This window comes from Psychrobacter sp. TPE 89C (assembly GCF_055522395.1).
This window is the reverse complement of the sequence record NZ_JBVFXW010000013.1, coordinates 1-17,798: the sequence shown is the minus strand read 5'-3', so window position 1 is coordinate 17,798 and position 17,798 is coordinate 1. Positions and strand designations below refer to the sequence as shown.

14 protein-coding genes are annotated in these 17,798 nt (G+C 43.5%); 12 read left to right on the top strand and 2 right to left on the bottom strand.

Going from position 1 to position 17,798, the window contains the following annotated elements:
* Window positions 1-42: 42 nt before the first annotated feature.
* Window positions 43-579 (top strand): gamma carbonic anhydrase family protein, encoded by a 537-nt coding sequence (locus tag ACZW67_RS06010; RefSeq protein ID WP_465182528.1) that lies wholly within the window; start codon window positions 43-45, stop codon window positions 577-579.
* A gap of 118 nt (window positions 580-697) precedes the next feature.
* Here ACZW67_RS06010 and ACZW67_RS06005 read toward each other — a convergent pair whose 3' ends face one another.
* Entirely contained in the window at window positions 698-1,162 is a 465-nt protein-coding gene (locus tag ACZW67_RS06005; RefSeq protein ID WP_465182527.1) for a hypothetical protein, read from the bottom strand.
* Window positions 1,163-1,396: 234 nt separating this feature from the next.
* On the opposite strand from ACZW67_RS06005, the gene ACZW67_RS06000 reads away from it, so the two are divergent.
* From ACZW67_RS06000 to ppnP, 3 genes are all read left to right on the top strand, one after another.
* Entirely contained in the window at window positions 1,397-2,098 is a 702-nt protein-coding gene (locus ACZW67_RS06000) for an HAD family hydrolase (RefSeq protein ID WP_197100093.1), read from the top strand.
* Window positions 2,099-2,214: 116 nt separating this feature from the next.
* Window positions 2,215-3,310 (top strand): peptide chain release factor 2 gene (gene prfB, locus ACZW67_RS05995; RefSeq protein ID WP_110922751.1). Its coding sequence is split into 2 segments (ribosomal slippage): window positions 2,215-2,286 and window positions 2,288-3,310, totalling 1,095 coding nucleotides; the frame shifts between segments, so codons are not numbered across the junction.
* Between the two features lie 44 nt (window positions 3,311-3,354).
* On the top strand, window positions 3,355-3,639 hold the full coding sequence (gene ppnP, locus ACZW67_RS05990) for a pyrimidine/purine nucleoside phosphorylase (RefSeq protein WP_465182526.1): 285 nt from the start codon (window positions 3,355-3,357) through the stop codon (window positions 3,637-3,639).
* A 112-nt stretch (window positions 3,640-3,751) separates the two neighbouring features.
* On the opposite strand, the gene ACZW67_RS05985 is transcribed toward ppnP, so the two are convergent.
* Window positions 3,752-4,204 (bottom strand): GNAT family N-acetyltransferase, encoded by a 453-nt coding sequence (locus tag ACZW67_RS05985; protein WP_197217708.1) that lies wholly within the window; start codon window positions 4,202-4,204, stop codon window positions 3,752-3,754.
* 180 nt (window positions 4,205-4,384) lie between these two features.
* Here ACZW67_RS05985 and ACZW67_RS05980 point away from each other — a divergent pair, with 180 nt between their 5' ends.
* From ACZW67_RS05980 to ACZW67_RS05945, 8 genes are all read left to right on the top strand, one after another.
* Window positions 4,385-5,503 carry a DNA topoisomerase IB gene (locus ACZW67_RS05980; RefSeq protein WP_465182525.1) on the top strand — a complete coding sequence of 373 codons (1,119 nt, stop codon included), beginning with the start codon at window positions 4,385-4,387 and terminating at the stop codon, window positions 5,501-5,503.
* 288 nt (window positions 5,504-5,791) lie between these two features.
* On the top strand, window positions 5,792-7,495 hold the full coding sequence (locus tag ACZW67_RS05975) for an AMP-binding protein (protein ID WP_465182524.1): 1,704 nt from the start codon (window positions 5,792-5,794) through the stop codon (window positions 7,493-7,495).
* A gap of 125 nt (window positions 7,496-7,620) precedes the next feature.
* The gene (locus ACZW67_RS05970) at window positions 7,621-8,412 is read left to right on the top strand and encodes an SDR family NAD(P)-dependent oxidoreductase (RefSeq protein WP_465182523.1); all 792 of its coding nucleotides are present in this window, start codon (window positions 7,621-7,623) and stop codon (window positions 8,410-8,412) included.
* Between the two features lie 124 nt (window positions 8,413-8,536).
* Entirely contained in the window at window positions 8,537-9,118 is a 582-nt protein-coding gene (locus ACZW67_RS05965; protein ID WP_465182522.1) for a L,D-transpeptidase family protein, read from the top strand.
* Between the two features lie 585 nt (window positions 9,119-9,703).
* Entirely contained in the window at window positions 9,704-12,301 is a 2,598-nt protein-coding gene (gene clpB / locus ACZW67_RS05960) for an ATP-dependent chaperone ClpB (protein WP_465182521.1), read from the top strand.
* Window positions 12,302-12,588: 287 nt separating this feature from the next.
* Window positions 12,589-13,842 (top strand): PQQ-dependent sugar dehydrogenase, encoded by a 1,254-nt coding sequence (locus ACZW67_RS05955; protein ID WP_465182520.1) that lies wholly within the window; start codon window positions 12,589-12,591, stop codon window positions 13,840-13,842.
* A 231-nt stretch (window positions 13,843-14,073) separates the two neighbouring features.
* Window positions 14,074-15,717 carry a BCCT family transporter gene (locus ACZW67_RS05950; RefSeq protein WP_465182519.1) on the top strand — a complete coding sequence of 548 codons (1,644 nt, stop codon included), beginning with the start codon at window positions 14,074-14,076 and terminating at the stop codon, window positions 15,715-15,717.
* A gap of 372 nt (window positions 15,718-16,089) precedes the next feature.
* Window positions 16,090-17,745, top strand: coding sequence for a BCCT family transporter (locus ACZW67_RS05945; RefSeq protein ID WP_201550637.1), 1,656 nt, complete (start codon window positions 16,090-16,092; stop codon window positions 17,743-17,745).
* Window positions 17,746-17,798 lie beyond the last annotated feature (53 nt).

Sequence of the window (17,798 nt, the reverse complement as noted above, 5' to 3'; positions counted from 1 at the left end):
CTATCATTAGGTCGGTATGAAAAACAATAACAAGGAGTGGTTATGATTTATCAATATTTAGACAAGGTGCCTAAGTTCGCTGTGCCTTTTAATGGCTGGGTAGCAGATTCTGCGCAAGTTATCGGTGATGTTTATTTGGGACATCAAGCCAATATTTGGTTTGGTGCGGTGCTCCGCGGTGACAATGAACTGATTCATATCGGTGACTATAGCAACGTGCAAGAAAATAGTGTGATTCATACTGATGCAGGTATTGAGGTGAAAATCGGCAATTATGTCACCATTGGGCATTTAGCGATGTTGCATGGCTGCGAAGTCGGTGATAACAGTTTAATTGGTATTGGTGCAGTGGTATTAAATAATGCCAGAATCGGTAAAAACTGTATCATTGGTGCCAAAGCATTGGTCACGGAAGGCAAGGTTATTCCGGATAACTCATTGGTGATGGGCGCACCAGCAAAAGTGGTGAAAACATTAACAGATGAGCAAGCCTCGATGCTGAAATTGTCAGCGATGCATTATGCGGAACGTTGTCAGAAGTTTAAAACAGGCTTAAAAGAAATCGCAATGCCTGATTAATTAGTACGGGGCGAGCGATCAGTTCAGTACAGCGGAAGCGATCAGTAGTGGATAAAAATAAAAGGATGGTAGTATATTGTTCTATCCTTTTTATATTCTTATAATATGATGCCAGTGGTTATACCATGAGCATCATAACCAGCCAAATAACGGCAAAGATAATGATACCTATAATGAGTCCGCGAAAAATATCATGACTGATAGATGTGTCATCGAGATAAGGATTATGGTTAGCAGTTTCGTCGATATGTAATGCGTTGACGCTCTCAGCACCTGCGTTTTTGCCAACGATGAGTCCTATCAATACGCCAAGCGCGAGCATAAATGGGGTGAATAACCAAAAAACCTCACCATTACCAAGACCAGCTACTGAGCGAATGACAACAATGGCAAGGTCGATAAGTAATCCACCAAAGCCATACATCAAGCCATTCAAGAGCGCATAGAACACGCGGTCTAAAGGTGATTGATAAGTATCACCCAACCGACGTTGTCTAATTTCTTTGATTGAGCGAGCAGGACGAGGTGACTTATTAAGCCGTGACTTACTAAATAAGTCTGTTTTGTTATGATACGCTTTCATAAGGTTCTCTGGGTTGCCTATTATGTTCGTTGAAAGTCTTATAAAATGAGTTGAATAAACAATTTAGCATAATTATGTCTGGCAAACAGTAGTGTTCTCACAAATTTACCGAGCAAACGTTATATCCACAAAACCGACTATATTCAAGGCTTCAGAGCAAATATGGTTTATAAAGCGCATCATTATAGTTAAGATTATTCATCATCCACTTTAAAAAAATAATAAGGCTTCGCTATGCAAGCATCTCACACACAAAGCACTCAAAAAGAACTGGCACTGTTTGATTTAGATCATACGTTGCTCGATGTCGATAGTGACTATCTATGGGGCGAATATATCGTCAATAATGGTCTGGTCGATGAAGCGCAGTATCGCACAGCCAATCAAGAATTTTATGAGGACTATATCGAAGGCACGCTCGATGCCACCGAGTACAATGAATTTGTCGCCCAGTTTTTGACTACATTACCCTTGGCGCGTTTGCATGAGCTGCGTGAAGATTATATTAAATGCGAAATCGAACCGCATATTCGTCCAAAAGCGATGGAAGTGTTGTGTCAGCATATTGAGAAGGGCCATGACGTGGTTATTATCTCTGCGACCAATGACTTTGTGGTGTCTGCCATTGCCAAACGTTTCGGTATAGAAGCCGCCAATGTGTTATCAACACCGCTCGAGATAAAAAACGAGCGTTATACGGGCAAGTTAGCGGATAAGCCAAACTTTCAAGCGGGCAAAATATACCATTTAGATAAATGGCTGAGTAAGCAACAAGTCGCTGGCATCACGTTTGAAAAAACGTATGCGTATTCAGATTCTAAAAATGACATTCCATTGCTTGAGTGGGCGGATGTGGCAATTTGTGTGTCACCCGACGATGCGCTACATGCTCATGCGTTAGCGCATCACTGGGCAGTAGAGGATTGGTCGATTTAGGTTGTTTAACGCTATTTAATATATAGGCGGTACTAATTAGCCAACTATTTAGCCTCAATCTCATTTAAAATGACGGCATATCCGTTAGATATTTATTTAAAAAAACAGGAACATTTATGGAAATCAATCCGTATCAAGAGCAAATCAAAGATTTATCTGAGCGTGGGCAGGATTTGCGGAGGTATCTTTGACTTTGATGGTAAGCAAGAGCGCTTAGAAGAAGTCAATTTAGAGTTAGAAAACCCTGAGCTATGGAACGATCCAGAGCGAGCGACTAAGATTAATAAAGAAAAAAGCCATCTTGATGGCGTCATCGATGTGGTAGTGTCGCTTGAAACCACATTAGAAGATGCATCTGCCATGCTAGAGCTAGCGGTAGAAGAAGACGATGAATCACTGCTCGCTGATGTGCAGACCGAGCTGGACAATGCTGAAAAACGTGTGGCTGATCTAGAGTTCCGCCGTATGTTCAGTGGTGAGATGGATCCAAACAATTGCTATTTGGATATTCAATCAGGTAGTGGTGGTACCGAGGCGCAAGATTGGGCAGAGATGCTACTGCGCATGTATACACGCTGGGCAGAGGCGCATAACTTTAAAGTTGACGTGATTGAAGTGTCATCTGGTAGCGTCGCGGGTATTAAGTCAGCCACGATTGAGATTAAAGGTGATTATGCCTTTGGTTGGTTGCGTACCGAAATTGGTGTCCACCGCCTAGTACGTAAGTCACCATTTGATAGTAATAATGGTCGTCATACCTCGTTTGCTGCGGTGTTTGTCTCACCTGAAATCGATGATAATGTCGAGATTGATATCAATCCGGCTGACCTGCGTATCGATACCTATCGCTCCTCTGGCGCGGGTGGTCAGCATGTGAACACGACAGATTCTGCGGTACGTATTACCCATGAGCCAAGTGGTGTGGTCGTCACTTGTCAGAACGAGCGTAGTCAACATGGTAATAAAGCCACTGCAATGAAAATGCTACGTGCTAAGCTGTATGAGCTGGAAATGCAAAAGCGCATGGAATCACAGCAAGCGGTTGAAGACGGTAAGTCTGACGTCGGCTGGGGCAGTCAAATTCGCTCATACGTACTTGACGACTCTCGTATCAAAGACTTGCGTACCGGTGTTGAAACCTTTAACACGGGTGCTGTGTTAGATGGTGACCTCGATCAGTTCATCGAAGCCAGTCTAAAAGCAGGATTGTAAGCAGCCGTTTTAAAATAGCAACTAACATTTAATTAAGGAAAATTATGCCAAGCGTTAATAATTATTTTGATGATAAAGTGACTTCTATCGCCTTTCAGACAGCGACTAAGCCTGCTACTGTCGGCGTTATGGAAATTGGTGAGTATGAGTTTGACACCAGTGAATTTGAAACCATGAGCGTGGTAAGTGGCGCCTTGACCGTTAAATTACCAGAAGTTAACGAGTGGCAGACTTTTAGTGCTGGCGAGCAGTTTACGGTTGAAGCCAATCAGAAGTTTCAAGTAAAAGTAGACGTCGAAACTGCTTATTTATGCGTTTATGGTAAATAATGTTTAAGCTACTTTAACGTAAAGCCGTATTGATACAAAGAACGCCAAGTGTTGAACACTTGGTGTTTTTTATTTGCTTATTTATTGTAAATCATAAGGCAAGTAGTACAAATCATAGGTTTTTACGATACTGCACCATATCTGTTTGAGTGGCAATGGTGTCGTATAGAGTGCGTGCCGTTGTGTTGCCTTCTTGCGTCGTCCAATACACACGGTTGCATTTCTTCTGGCGTGCAAAGTCATACACATATTCAATCAAGGCTCGCCCGACACCTTGTCCGCGAACAGACTCACTCACATACAAATCTTCTAAATAACAACATTCCGTGGTATTCCATGTATTGGGGTGCAGCACCACATGAGTGATACCTACCAATGTACCATCCTGCCATGCGCCAAATCCATAAATAGCGACATTGCTATCTAGCAAGTTGCGCCATGTTGTGTCAGTCGTGCTCATGGGCAAACTGGTCTCATAAAAGGTTAGGTAGTTTTGCCACAATGCTAACCAAAAGTCGTAATCTGCATTAGATAATGAAGTGATTTTTATAGAAGGGTTTTTCATTGTGTTTTATTCAACTTAAGTTTTGATAGTCATTAAATTATGCCCTAAAATTCAATAATTGAGAACCCTGCCATCCGCTTAGTTTTACACATCGATTACACTTTGCCCGTGGCAAGTAAACAGTAAAAATAGCCATCATTAATTATGCTAAAACGACTATTTTATAAGACGGATATTTTTATGGCTAAGCCAAACCATCAGACAGATAAAGCAGTAGATGTGCGCCATAACTATGAACATCTGGCTCGTTTGGCGAATTTACGCTACGTGAGTGATGATGAGCCTGGTTATGAGCGTAGACGCTGGGGTCGCGGTTTTACCTATAAGGACGCCACTGGTAAAACGGTCAAAGACAAGGCTTTACGCAAGCGTTTTGATGCGTTGGTGATACCACCGATGTGGTCGAACGTTTGGATATGCCAAGATGAAACAGGGCATCTGCAATCGACAGGGCGTGATGACAAAGCGCGCAAGCAATACTTGTACCATCCAGAGTGGGATCGCGTACGTGATCGAGCGAAGTTTGATGCGATGATTGGCTTTGCAGAGGCGTTACCGAATTTACGTGCTCAGGTTGAGTTAGATCTAGACGCCAAGCCCTTGTCACGAGCTAATGTGCTCGCTGCGGTGGTTAAACTGTTAGAGACTACTTTAATTCGTATTGGCAATAGCCGCTATGCTAAGCAAAATAAAAGCTATGGTCTGAGTACGCTACGCAGTAAGCATGTCAGTGAGACCGACAATGGACTGGCATTTGATTTCGTTGGCAAAAGCGCAAAAGAGCATCATATTGAACTGCAAGACGAGCGTTTGACGGACATCGTACAAGCGTGTTCTGAATTACCTGGCTATCAGATTTTCAAATACTTGGATGATAGCGGTGTTAAGCAAGTCGTCGACAGCGCCGATATTAATGAGTATATACGCACCCATACTGGCTGTAGTGATGGCAATGGCAACATGTATAGTGCCAAGGATTTCCGTACTTGGATGGCTAGTGTACTCGCAGCCAGTCATTTATATGATGAGCTACAAACAGCACATGGAAAAACAATATTAGCCACTGATCCTAAAAGCGCTGAGCGCCAACAACTGGTCGTTGATATGGTCAAAAGCGTGGCAGAGGAGCTAGGCAATACCCCGACAGTATGCCGCGCATCTTATATTCATCCCGTCGTTATCGATCAGTTTTTAGCAGGTCAGTTTTTTGAGCCGTACAAAAATGCCCATCGTGGACGTACCAAAAAACATCAAAGCAGTGAAGAAAAGGCGCTACTAGGGTTTTTAAGCATACGATAGTCGGCTCACTATAAAACCGTTAAGACGTTCATCTTGCTAGCTATACTGAACATCACTTAGGATGACACTCCTTGTATCGAAGTAATGGCACATTGACTATATAGTGAATTTATATTTCTATAAAAATTAGTATTTACTATGAAAATGATACGTTATGTATTGAAATAAATATAAAAATGCGTTACTAATAGGACATGATAAATACGAAGATATTAAACGGTCTATAGGATGTGACCGTTTTACAATCACCATTTTACCAGTTATCTGTTATTGCTAAAGGATTAGCTTATGAACACCGCCTTTCAAACTGCTACGATCGTTGACGTAGACGCTACCATCACACCAAAAAACTATACCGATTATTATAATAACTTCGACATGAACGCGCTGCTGTCAGAAATCTTTGGCACGCAGGTAGACGATCGGTTGAATGCTTATATGGCATGCTGTGGTCGTCATGTACGTGACGGTCGCGGTGATAACATTGCGCTAGTACATGAAGATACCTCCGGCAACGTGACTCGTATGAGCTTTGCTGAGCTAGATGCGGCGAGTGCGCAAGTCGCTAACTTACTACTGTCTTATGGCGTACAAGTCGGTGACCAAGTCGCGACCATGCTACCGCGTACACCTGAGTTACTCACCGTTGTACTAGCAACTTGGCGGATTGGGGCAGTTTATCAGCCGCTATTTACCGCTTTTGGCTATGATTCGATTAAGTATCGAATGGACAAAGCGAATACCAAAATTGTTTTTACCAATCAAGAAAACCGTGACAAATTTGAAGATTTGGCCGAGCAAACCAAGATGGTCATGGTAGGTAGCGTCGTGGATGCTCAAGCTTGGGGTGATGATCATTATAGCCAGTCCATGGCAGCGCAGCCGCAAACTCTAGAATCCGTGACGCTCGATACGGATGCGCCATTTTTGCAAATGTTCACCTCAGGTACGGTAGGTAAATCAAAAGGCGTGAGTGTACCACTAGGGGCATTATCGGCTTTCTATCTCTACATGCGCTACGCGATTGATTTGCGCGACGATGATCACTATTGGAATATGGCCGATCCTGGTTGGGCATATGGATTGTACTATGCCATCACAGGGCCTTTATTGTTAGGTATCACGACTTATTTCAATGAGGCGGGCTTTGATGCGACCCATACGCGTGACTTTATGGTGCGTCATAAGATTACCAATTTGGCGTCTTCACCGACTGCCTTTCGTATGATGAAGTCTAGCGGTGTGTTTGAGCATTCACATAACGATGCCAACGCGAAGCTATCTCTACGCTGTGCGAACTCGGCAGGAGAAACACTCAACACCGAAGTCGTCAGCTGGCTAGAAACCTATCTGGGCTGCCAAGTAAAAGACCAGTATGGACAGACAGAGACAGGCATGACTTGCTGTGCCCATCATGCACTGGCACATGAGAGTCCCGTTGGCTCGATGGGTATGGCGCTACCGGGGCATACATTGGTCGTATTAAATGATGACATACAAGTGTTGACTGATGGTGAGCAAGGACAGCTGGCCGTTGTAGTTAGTCAATCGCCAGCATTTTATTTCCGTGGTTATAGCTGGAATGAAAAACAAGCCTTTGTAGATGATTACTATCTGACGGGCGATGTGGTCGAGCGTCATAGTGATGGCAGCTATTGGTTCTCAGGGCGTGATGATGACATTATTATTACCGCAGGTTACCGCGTAGGGCCTACTGATGTCGAAAATACTGTCTTAGAGCATGAGGCAGTGGCAGAATCTGCGGCGGTAGGCGTGCCAGATGAAGTACGTGGTCACACCATTAAGTCTTATGTGGTGCTAAAAGATGGCATCGTTGGTAATGAGCAGATTGCCAAAGAAATCCAAGAGCTGGTACGCAAACGCCTATCCACTCATGCGTATCCGCGCGAGGTAGAGTTTGTGGCGGAATTACCGAAAACGCCAAGTGGCAAAATTCAGCGCTTTTTACTACGTAGTTTGTCATTGGCTTAGCGATAATGGTATTCATGATAGCTTTTGACGACTGAATTGAAGATTAAATATCAATGCGTCAATGCGTCAATACGTCAATAAAGTTAAGAGAACGTTCAATAAAAATACTAATTAAAGGAATAATTATGCAAATTGAAAAACACAGCTTTTTGGTGACGGGTGGTGCATCAGGTCTAGGCGAGTCAGTGGCTCGTGCTATCGTAGAGCAAGGCGGCAATGTCGTCATCGCTGACCTCAACCAATCAGCTGGGCAATCTCTAGTTGCAGAGTTGGGCGATAATGCACGCTTTGTGCGTTGTGATGTCACCAGTGGCGATGAGGTGCAAGCGGCTGTGGATATGGCTGAAAAAGAATTTGGCGGCTTACAAGGTTCTATCAACTGTGCAGGTATCGCAGTGGTACAAAAGCTGCTGGATCGTGACAATAATCCAGCTGATTTAGACTCGTTCAGTCGCGGTGTTAATATCAATCTGGTCGGTTCGTTTAACGTGGCGCGTTTGGTCGCGGCCAGTATTGCTAAACGCGTGGCTAATGATAGCAATGCAGATAACAGTACAGGCAGTAATACAGACCAAGGCATTATTATCAATACTGCATCTATCGCTGCCTTTGATGGGCAAGTTGGACAAGCCAGTTATTCATCATCTAAAGCGGGCGTAGTTGGTTTGACCTTACCGTTAGCACGTGAGCTGGCTCGTCATGGTATTCGCGTGATGACCATCGCACCGGGTGTATTTGCCACACCGATGATGGACACCATTCCTGAAAAAGCACGCGAACAGCTAGAGGCAGGTGTCCCTTATCCTAAGCGTTTGGGTGCGCCAAATGAGTTTGCTAAATTGGCTGTCCATATCATTGATAATGCCTACCTAAATGGAGAAGTCATTCGCTTAGATGGTGCGATTCGTATGGTGTAGTTATCTGTTTTGAATGAATGAGTATTTGTTATTTTCCATATGATTTACACAGTAGCAGGCGCCATGTCTTGATAGATTATGATTAACTGTATTTAACGTTATCAATATCATAAAGGGTCAACTCATGGCATTCTTACGTAATCGCACTCATCGCTTCTTACTTATCTTGATTGGCCTCGGGGTGGTTACGATTATTAGCAGCAGCGTTTTTAATTATATGACACGCGCCTCTGCTAATAGCCATACCTTTGAAGAGGTTAACAATCGGCCTATCGCTGACGTGGTGATTGATAAAGTGTTCGTCGATAAATCCGAACGTCGTTTGCAGTTATTGAGTGGTGACGACGTCATTCGTACTTATCACATTGCCTTGGGGGACAGTCCCATAGGTCACAAACAGCAAGAGGGTGATCAGCGCACCCCAGTTGGCATCTATACATTAGGTTATAAAAACGAGAACTCTATTGCCCATCGCTCTATCCATATCAGCTATCCGAATGCGGCTGATAAAGCACACGCTCAGCAATTGGGTATCAGTCCGGGCGGAGATATTATGATTCATGGACAGATGAATGGCTTTGGTCATTTGGCTGCTATCAATCAGAAATATGATTGGACCGATGGCTGTATCGCCGTTACCGATGCCGAGATGGATGAGATTATGGCGGCAGTAACGCTTGGTATCCCTATTGAGATAGTAGAGTAGGGCTATTCACTGTGTTCTGATACAGTCAATCCTGTATAAATCAGAGAACGTGTCAGGAATACTCTATTTACTATCTGCATTGATGCCACTCTTTAATGCTTTCATTCTTTAATACTGCTACTCACTTCCACTCACTCTCCTTGTGTCTATATTGTTTTGAACCGACTAGCTATTCTTGAAACCACTACCCATCATTCATATTTAATCGCATACTAATCATGCTTTTGCATGGTTATACTGTGTCTATAGTCGATTAACTACTAAACCGCTACAGCGTTGCCCTCCTTAGATGTACTACTTGTACAATCTGCAGTCGGCTGCCTTATACCAATTTTAGAGTTCTGTGACTATATTTTTAGTTATTTCATAGTGCCACTTTCTTTAAATACCTTTTAAATTTATCTTAAAAGCATATTTAAATGATATTAATTAATAGACGAAGCTAAATATCATTGCTTATAGTAAGGTTTTATTTGATAATTGGCTTGAAATAAGAACATATATACCTTATATAAATGACAGATAACAGTAGTCGCTAGACTATAAAGCATCTGCTGTAAATACTAATTATAAAAGGATGTGAATATGAGATTTGAGAAATTTACCCAAAAACTGCAATCCGCTATTCAAGAAGCACAAAGCCTAGCCTTAGGCCGCGATCATACGGGTATCGATCCTGTGCATCTGCTTGCTGTATTGCTACAAGATGAGTCTAACTTGTCTATCTGCCAACAAGCAGGTGCTTCTATTCCTGCTCTAAAAAATGGCGTGGCAAAGGCGCTTGACGGTCAAGCAACGATTTCGGAGCCGACTGGTGATGTCAATCTAAATCCAAACTCAGTCAAGATTTTAAATTTAGCAGATCGCCAAGCCCAAAAAGAAGGCGATGATTTTATCGCCACTGAATGGGTGATGTTAGCACTCGCTGAACAAGGTGAAACCAAAAAGATATTTGAAAGTGCTGGCGTGACAGCTAGCAAATTAAAAGTGGTCATCGAGCAGCTGCGTGGCGATGATACGGTGAATAACCAAAATGCAGAAGATCAGCGTGATGCACTCAACAAATATACGATCAACCTGACTGAACAAGCGGAGCTTGGTAAGTTAGATCCAGTGATTGGCCGTGACGAAGAGATTCGCCGTACCATTCAGGTGCTGTCACGCCGTACCAAAAATAACCCTGTGCTCATCGGTGAGCCGGGTGTCGGTAAGACGGCTATCGTTGAAGGCTTGGCGCAAAAAATCATCAATGGTGACGTGCCAGAAGGTCTGCGCCGTAAAGAAGTGCTGTCGTTAGACTTAGGCGCACTGATTGCAGGGGCAAAATTCCGTGGTGAGTTCGAAGAGCGCCTCAAAAGCGTATTGAGCGATTTGGCCAAGCAAGAAGGTAACGTCATCTTATTCATCGATGAGCTGCATACCATGGTCGGCGCCGGTAAATCTGAAGGGGCGATGGATGCAGGTAATATGCTAAAACCTGCACTAGCTCGTGGTGAGCTACACTGCGTTGGTGCGACGACATTAGATGAGTATCGCAAGTATATTGAAAAAGATGCGGCACTTGAGCGTCGTTTCCAAAAAGTACTGGTCGATGAGCCAACGGTTGAAGATACCATTGCGATATTACGTGGCCTCAAAGAGCGCTATGAGCTGCATCATGGGGTCGATATCCAAGATAGCGCCATCATTGCTGCGGCACGCATGAGTCACCGTTACATCACGGATCGCAAGTTGCCAGACAAGGCGATTGACTTAATTGATGAAGCAGCCAGTCGCTTACGTATGGAGATGGACAGCAAGCCTGAAGCACTGGGTAAGCTCGACAGCCGTTTGATTCAGTTGAAAATGCAGCGTGAAGTACTTAAAAATGAAGAAGATGCTGGCGCGCAAGCAGAGCGTAAAGTACTGAATGCACAAATTGAAGAGCTAGAAAAAGAGTACGCGGATCTTAATGAAATTTGGCAAGCAGAAAAAGCACTGGTCAAAGGCAGTCAGCAGCTAAAAGACGAGCTGGATAAAGCCCGTATTGCGTATGACAAAGCCAGTCGTGAAGGTGACTATGAGACCATGAGTAAGCTGCAATACGAAACCATTCCGCAGCTAGAGCGCCGTATCACTGAGTCTGACTTGGCAGAACAAAAAGAGCAAACAGGCGAAGGCAGTGGTGTTAAATTGCTACGTAATAAAGTCACAGACAATGAAATTGCGGAAGTGGTTGCGGCTGCGACCGGTATTCCAGTCAACAAAATGATGCAGGGCGAGCGTGAAAAAATGCTGGCAATGGAAGAAAAACTCCATGAGCGCGTGATTGGTCAAGATGAAGCGGTCGAGTCGGTAGCAAATGCAGTACGCCGTAGCCGAGCGGGCTTGTCTGATCCCAATCGTCCTTCTGGCTCGTTCTTATTCCTTGGGCCTACAGGGGTCGGTAAAACTGAGCTGACCAAATCATTGGCGAACTTCTTGTTTGATAGTGAAGATTCGATAGTACGCATCGACATGAGTGAATACATGGAGAAACACAGTGTCAGTCGCTTGGTGGGTGCGCCTCCAGGTTATGTGGGCTACGAAGAAGGTGGTGCGTTGACTGAGGCCGTTCGCCGTAAGCCTTATAGTGTAATTTTGTTTGATGAAGTCGAAAAAGCGCATCCTGATGTGTTTAACATATTATTGCAAGTATTGGATGATGGGCGTTTGACTGACTCGCAAGGTCGTGTCGTTGATTTTAAGAATACTGTGATTATTATGACCAGTAACTTGGGTTCGCATAAAATTCAAGAAATGGTCGGTGAAAGTTACGAGGATATCAAAGCTGAGGTGATGGACTCTGTTGGTCAGCATTTCCGCCCAGAGTTCGTCAACCGTATCGATGAGATTGTGGTCTTCCATCCACTTGGTATGTCGCAAATGGCAGGAATTGCTGCCATCCAGCTAGATCGTTTGCGTCAACGCTTGCATGATCGTGAGATGGATATCGAGCTATCAGCTGACGCGATGAACAAGTTGGTCGCGGTCGGTTATGATCCTGTGTATGGTGCGCGCCCACTCAAACGTGCCATTCAACAAGAGATTGAAAACCCATTGTCATTAAAGCTATTGGCGGGGGATTTTGTAGCAGGAGATATCATCAAAGTCGATGTTGGTGCTGATGATAAGCTGAGCTTTAATAAACTTAGAATGAGCTAATATCTAAGCCAACAGGACTGTTTCTTAATAAAACCAACCCCTTACTTGCCTATATTTTATATGGATAAGTAAGGGGTTTTTACGTTGTGGGCTATTATTATTTACCGTTTTCATGCTTTTACTATGCTATAAATAATCTATAGTCAAAGAACTCTAAAATGGGTACAAGGCAGCCGACTGCAGATTGTACAAGTAGTACATATAAGGAGAGTAACGCCGTAGCGGTTTAGTAGTTCACCGACTATAAGCGCTCATAAGAGGAATGTAAAATAAATGGAGATGACAACATGGCAATAATCAATAAAAAATATTTAAGTGCGCCGTTAACTTTACCGATTATAGTCGCGACATTGCTGATTAGCACGTCGGCGTGCTCCAATCAATCGGCAGTTAATACCAATGAAGATTTGGCAGAATACAAAGAAGCCAAAACCTCAGATGCTAATTCGTCTATGAGTATTGATAAACCAGAATTTACCACTGAAATTATTGCTACTTTTAATGAACCTTGGGCGATGACAGCATTACCTAAAGTGGATAATGCACCACAAAAAATCTTGGTAACACAAAAAACCGGTGAATTATTCGTGGTTGATACTGAGACAGGTGCGAAGATAGCAGTGACTGGTGTACCAAAAGTCGCTTATGGCGGGCAAGGGGGACTTGGTGATGTAATTATCGCGCCAGATTTCTCTAGTTCCAATAATGTCTATATAAGCTACGTTGAAGCAGGTGAGGGTGCAGATAGTAATAAATTTGGTGCGACAGTCATCAAAGCAACATTGTCAGGATTAGATACCAGCACACCAAGTTTGCAAGCCATTACGCCCATTTGGGAGCAGTCGCCAAAAGTAAAAGGGCAAGGACATTACAGTCATCGTCTCTTGTTTTCACCTGATGGGCAGTATTTATTCATCAGTTCAGGCGAGCGCCAAGAAAAAACCCCGGCCCAAGATATGAGTGTCAATTTGGGTAAAATCATACGCCTAAACGCCGACGGTTCTATCCCAGCAGACAATCCATTTTCGGATGATACAAATGACATCGCCAAGCAGTTTTGGACGATAGGTCATCGTAATATATTGGGCATGGCATTCGATGACAGCGGTAAGTTATGGGCGCACGAGATGGGCCCAAGAGGCGGAGATGAGTTTAATCTGATTGAAAAAGGCAAAAATTACGGCTGGCCACTCGTGTCCAATGGTCGCAATTATTCGGGGATTGATATCCCTGATCATGATACTCGGCCTGAGTTTGAAGCACCCAAAATCACATGGACACCAGTTATATCACCTTCATCGATGAGCATCTACTCCGCGGGTAGAGAGAATGATTTTACAGCATGGCAAGGCAATGTGCTGATTAGTGGTTTGTCATCCAAAGCGCTCATTGTTGTGAGTATGAATGATGACAACACAGCTTCTGAACGTTATCGCTATGATATGAGAGAGCGTATTCGTAGTGTACTGGCGGTAGATGGTAACGTTTGGGTATTAGAAGATGGTAACGAGAGTGGTTTATTGCGATTGTCACCACAATAAAAATGGTGAAAACTTGCTCTTTTTATTGGAATGAACTCACGAATGTCCAGTATGAGTAAAAATGGAAATTGCTATTAAGCCGTCTTAGCTGAAACAACATAATAACTAGGAATTACATGTATTCAGGATTATGTCAGTCAATGCTGAACGTGTAAGTAATTGAATTAAATTTGATAGTTGTCAGGTAACTTGTTAAGGTTACCTTTCTAAAAATGAAAGGTTAATATAAAAATGGATCATGTGAAAGTTGGCAGGTTAGGCCCTTTCCCACGGGTAAGTAAGCCTGTGTTTCTTATTTCAGCGTTACTTATCGTTGCGTTCATTATTTTCGGTGCATTTTTCACTGAGACAGCAGGGGCGCTCTTTAGTTTCTTACAAAACTTTATTACGGATAAATTCGGCTGGCTATTTATTATCCTAGTCAATACTTCGCTCGTGCTTTGTATTTACTTAGCAATGAGTCGCTACGGTGACATTCGACTGGGCAATCAGACTGAGCAACCACAGTACAATTTGTTCTCTTGGATTGGCATGTTGTTCTCTGCGGGTGTTGGTATTGGTCTGGTATATTGGGGCACCGCGGAGCCGTTGTATCACTTCATGGCACCACCAATGGGTGATGCAGAAACGGTAGCAGCCGCCAAGCAAGCGATGAACATCTCATTTATGCATTGGGGTTTACACGCTTGGGCCATTTATACGATTGTGGCACTGTCTCTAGCGTACTTCCATTTCCGTCGTGGGTTGCCGTTATCGATTAGATCAACTTTGTACCCTCTAATTGGCAAAAGAATTTATGGCCGCTGGGGACATACAGTCGATATCTTGGCTGTATTTGGTACGATGTTTGGTGTAGTGACGTCGCTCGGGCTCGGCGTGATGCAGATCAACTCTGGTCTCGAAAAACTGTTTGGTACGCCTAACAGTATTACAGTTCAGTTTGGTTTGATTGCTTTCATCACAGCGCTGGCAGCCGCTTCCGTTATGATGGGCTTGGACAAAGGTATTAAACGACTGAGTGATATTAACATTGGCTTCACGGTCGTCTTATTAGCGTTCATGGTCATCTTAGGACCGACGCTATTTATCTTTGATAGCTTCATTGAAAATATTGGCAACTATCTGACAGTGATTGTACCGTTAGGTACATGGGGTGAGGCTTATAGCGGAACTGACTGGCAGAGTGGTTGGACGATATTTTATTGGGCATGGTGGGTAAGCTGGGCACCATTTGTCGGTATTTTCATCGCCCGCATCTCTCGTGGTCGTACGATTAGAGAGTTTGTACTTGGTGTACTACTCATTCCTATGATGATCTTGTTCTTCTGGTTCACGACATTTGGTGGCGTTGCTATCCATATGGAGCTTGCGTCTGCTGTGTCAGGTGTTAGCCCAGGATTGGTAGAAGCGGTACAAGCGGATACTGGTAGTGCCATCTTCAAATTGGTTGAGTACTATCCGTTAGCGCAACCAATCACGTTGTTGATCGTAATCATGATTGTACTATGGTTTGTGACGTCGTCAGATTCGGCCAGCTTTGTTATTGATATGCTGACGGCTGGTGGTGATACCAATCCACCAAAAATCCAGCGCTTGTTTTGGGCGACGACAGAAGGTGTTATCGCTGCGATATTGCTAGCGGCTGGTGGGCTGTCAGCCTTGCAGGCAGCAGCTATCGTAGCTGGCTTGCCATTTGCTTTAGTTGTTTTTGTCATGATGTATGCGTTATTGCGTGGTTTGAGTCGAGATCGTCTGATTCTATATCGAGCACAGCAGCGCTTCATCACGGATGAATCAGCAGATCATAACTCGGCAAATGAGTTCGTTGATGAGCACTTGCTAAAAGGACCACCTAAGATTGTAGAAGGTGATTAATAGTCAAAGATAACTAGGGCGTGTCCTCAATTCAATCGATAGTTATCTAAATGGGTTAAAAATGGCTAAATCTTGCCAAACGGCGTCAAATAGCTGACTAATATCTCGATATTATCTGCGCTATTTTCCTTGTTTGACTGCAATTTATCTCATTTTTATCACCATTTTTAAAATGAGGACACGCCCTAATAATTGTTGAAGCATTTATTATTAATTAACTTGTACTGATTGTTAGAGAAGTTCGAAAAACCCCTAAGATACACAGGTATCTTAGGGGTTTTTATATTTTCAATTGTAATGAATATCTGCTTAGATTTGATAGTTTGCGCATATCTTGTTAAGGTAGCCACCCCAAAAAATTGAGATTACGACATGGATCATGTGAAAGTTGGTCGATTAGGCCCTTTTCCGCGGGTAAGTAAACCCGTGTTTTTAACTTCAGCGTTGTTAATTCTTGCGTTTATTATCTTCGGTGCTCTCTTTAGTGAGCAAGCGGAGCTGGTCTTTGGTCACGCAAAAGCCTTTGTGTCTTTACGCTTTGGCTGGTTTTTTATTGTGGTTGTCAACTTAACGTTGGTGATGAGCATCTATATGATATTTAGTCGTTATGGCGATATCAGGCTTGGTCATCAAAACGAGAAACCAGAATACAATCTAATATCTTGGATTGGTATGCTGTTTTCAGCCGGTATCGGTATCGGGCTGCTTTATTGGGGAACAGCTGAACCGTTGTACCACTTTATGGCGCCGCCATTAGGAGAAGCTGAAACGGTCGCTGCCGCCAAACAAGCGATGAATATATCGTTTTTACACTATGGCTTACATGTATGGGCGCTCTATGGCATGGTCGCTTTATCATTGGCTTATTTCCATTACCGAGTGGGTTTGCCGCTAGCCATCCGCTCAACCCTATATCCTATATTGGGCAAAAAAATATACGGTGGTTGGGGTCATACGGTGGATACTCTAGCCGTATTCGGTACGATGTTTGGTGTCGTGACGACGCTTGGTTTAGGTGTACTACAGATTAACTCAGGTCTTGAGACTCTATTCGGTATTCCTAATAACACGACCGTGCAGATTATTCTCATTGGCTTGATTACGGTGTTATCAGGATTGTCGCTGTTTATGGGACTGGATAAAGGTATCAAGCGTTTGAGTGATATCAATATCTTATTCACTGTCGTGCTACTGAGCTTTGTGATTATTTTAGGCCCTACGCAGTTTATCTTTAATAGTTTTGTCGAAAACATCGGTAACTATTTGCATGAAATTGTACCATTAGGGCTTTGGACTGAGTCTTATAGAGGTGAAGAAAACTGGCAGTCTTCATGGACGATATTCTATTGGGCATGGTGGATCAGCTGGTCACCATTCGTTGGTGTATTCGTTGCTCGTATTTCACGTGGTCGTACTATTCGTGAGTTTATATTAGGGGTGTTGTTGATTCCTATCACCATCTTGTTCTTATGGTTTACCGCTTTCGGTGGTTCAGCGGTGCATATGGAACTGATGGCCGCAGCGGACCCTAGTATGGTGAGTCCTGGTCTCATCGAAGCAGTACAAACCGATACTGGCAGCGCTATCTTCAAGCTAATGGAGTCTTATCCATTAACTTCAGCCGTGAACTTACTCATTGTTGTGATGATTGTATTGTGGTTTGTGACGTCGTCAGATTCGGCGAGTTTTGTGATTGATATGCTGACCTCTGGTGGCGATGCCAACCCACCAAAGATTCAGCGTCTGTTTTGGGCGGGTACGGAAGGCGTTATTGCAGCCGTACTGTTGACAGCAGGTGGACTGAGTGCCTTGCAAGCTGCTTCTATCGTTTCAGGTTTTCCTTTCGCTATCGTCATCGTTGTTATGATGTACTCGCTATTACGAGGCTTGAGTCGAGATCGTCTGATACTATATCGTAATCAGCAATGGTTCGTCACCGAAGAGTCAGCAGAGCATAACTCAGCCAACGAGTTCCGTGATGAAGACTTGCTAACAGGCCCGCTTGATCTTGAAGACTCTAAAAATTAAATGATAAGTTAATCGAAAGTAATATTTAAAAGCCCCCACTTATGATTAAGTGG

Excerpts from the sequence above, each read along its gene's own strand:
- ACZW67_RS06005 (WP_465182527.1), bottom strand. The coding sequence starts at position 1,162 with ATGAAAGCGTATCATAACAAAACAGACTTATTTAGTAAGTCACGGCTT.
- ACZW67_RS05980 (WP_465182525.1), top strand. The coding sequence starts at position 4,385 with ATGGCTAAGCCAAACCATCAGACAGATAAAGCAGTAGATGTGCGCCAT.
- ACZW67_RS05985 (WP_197217708.1), bottom strand. The coding sequence starts at position 4,204 with ATGAAAAACCCTTCTATAAAAATCACTTCATTATCTAATGCAGATTAC.
- ACZW67_RS05970 (WP_465182523.1), top strand. The coding sequence starts at position 7,621 with ATGCAAATTGAAAAACACAGCTTTTTGGTGACGGGTGGTGCATCAGGT.
- clpB (WP_465182521.1), top strand. The coding sequence starts at position 9,704 with ATGAGATTTGAGAAATTTACCCAAAAACTGCAATCCGCTATTCAAGAA.
- ppnP (WP_465182526.1), top strand. The coding sequence starts at position 3,355 with ATGCCAAGCGTTAATAATTATTTTGATGATAAAGTGACTTCTATCGCC.
- ACZW67_RS06000 (WP_197100093.1), top strand. The coding sequence starts at position 1,397 with ATGCAAGCATCTCACACACAAAGCACTCAAAAAGAACTGGCACTGTTT.
- ACZW67_RS05945 (WP_201550637.1), top strand. The coding sequence starts at position 16,090 with ATGGATCATGTGAAAGTTGGTCGATTAGGCCCTTTTCCGCGGGTAAGT.
- ACZW67_RS05950 (WP_465182519.1), top strand. The coding sequence starts at position 14,074 with ATGGATCATGTGAAAGTTGGCAGGTTAGGCCCTTTCCCACGGGTAAGT.
- ACZW67_RS05955 (WP_465182520.1), top strand. The coding sequence starts at position 12,589 with ATGGCAATAATCAATAAAAAATATTTAAGTGCGCCGTTAACTTTACCG.
- ACZW67_RS05975 (WP_465182524.1), top strand. The coding sequence starts at position 5,792 with ATGAACACCGCCTTTCAAACTGCTACGATCGTTGACGTAGACGCTACC.
- ACZW67_RS05965 (WP_465182522.1), top strand. The coding sequence starts at position 8,537 with ATGGCATTCTTACGTAATCGCACTCATCGCTTCTTACTTATCTTGATT.
- ACZW67_RS06010 (WP_465182528.1), top strand. The coding sequence starts at position 43 with ATGATTTATCAATATTTAGACAAGGTGCCTAAGTTCGCTGTGCCTTTT.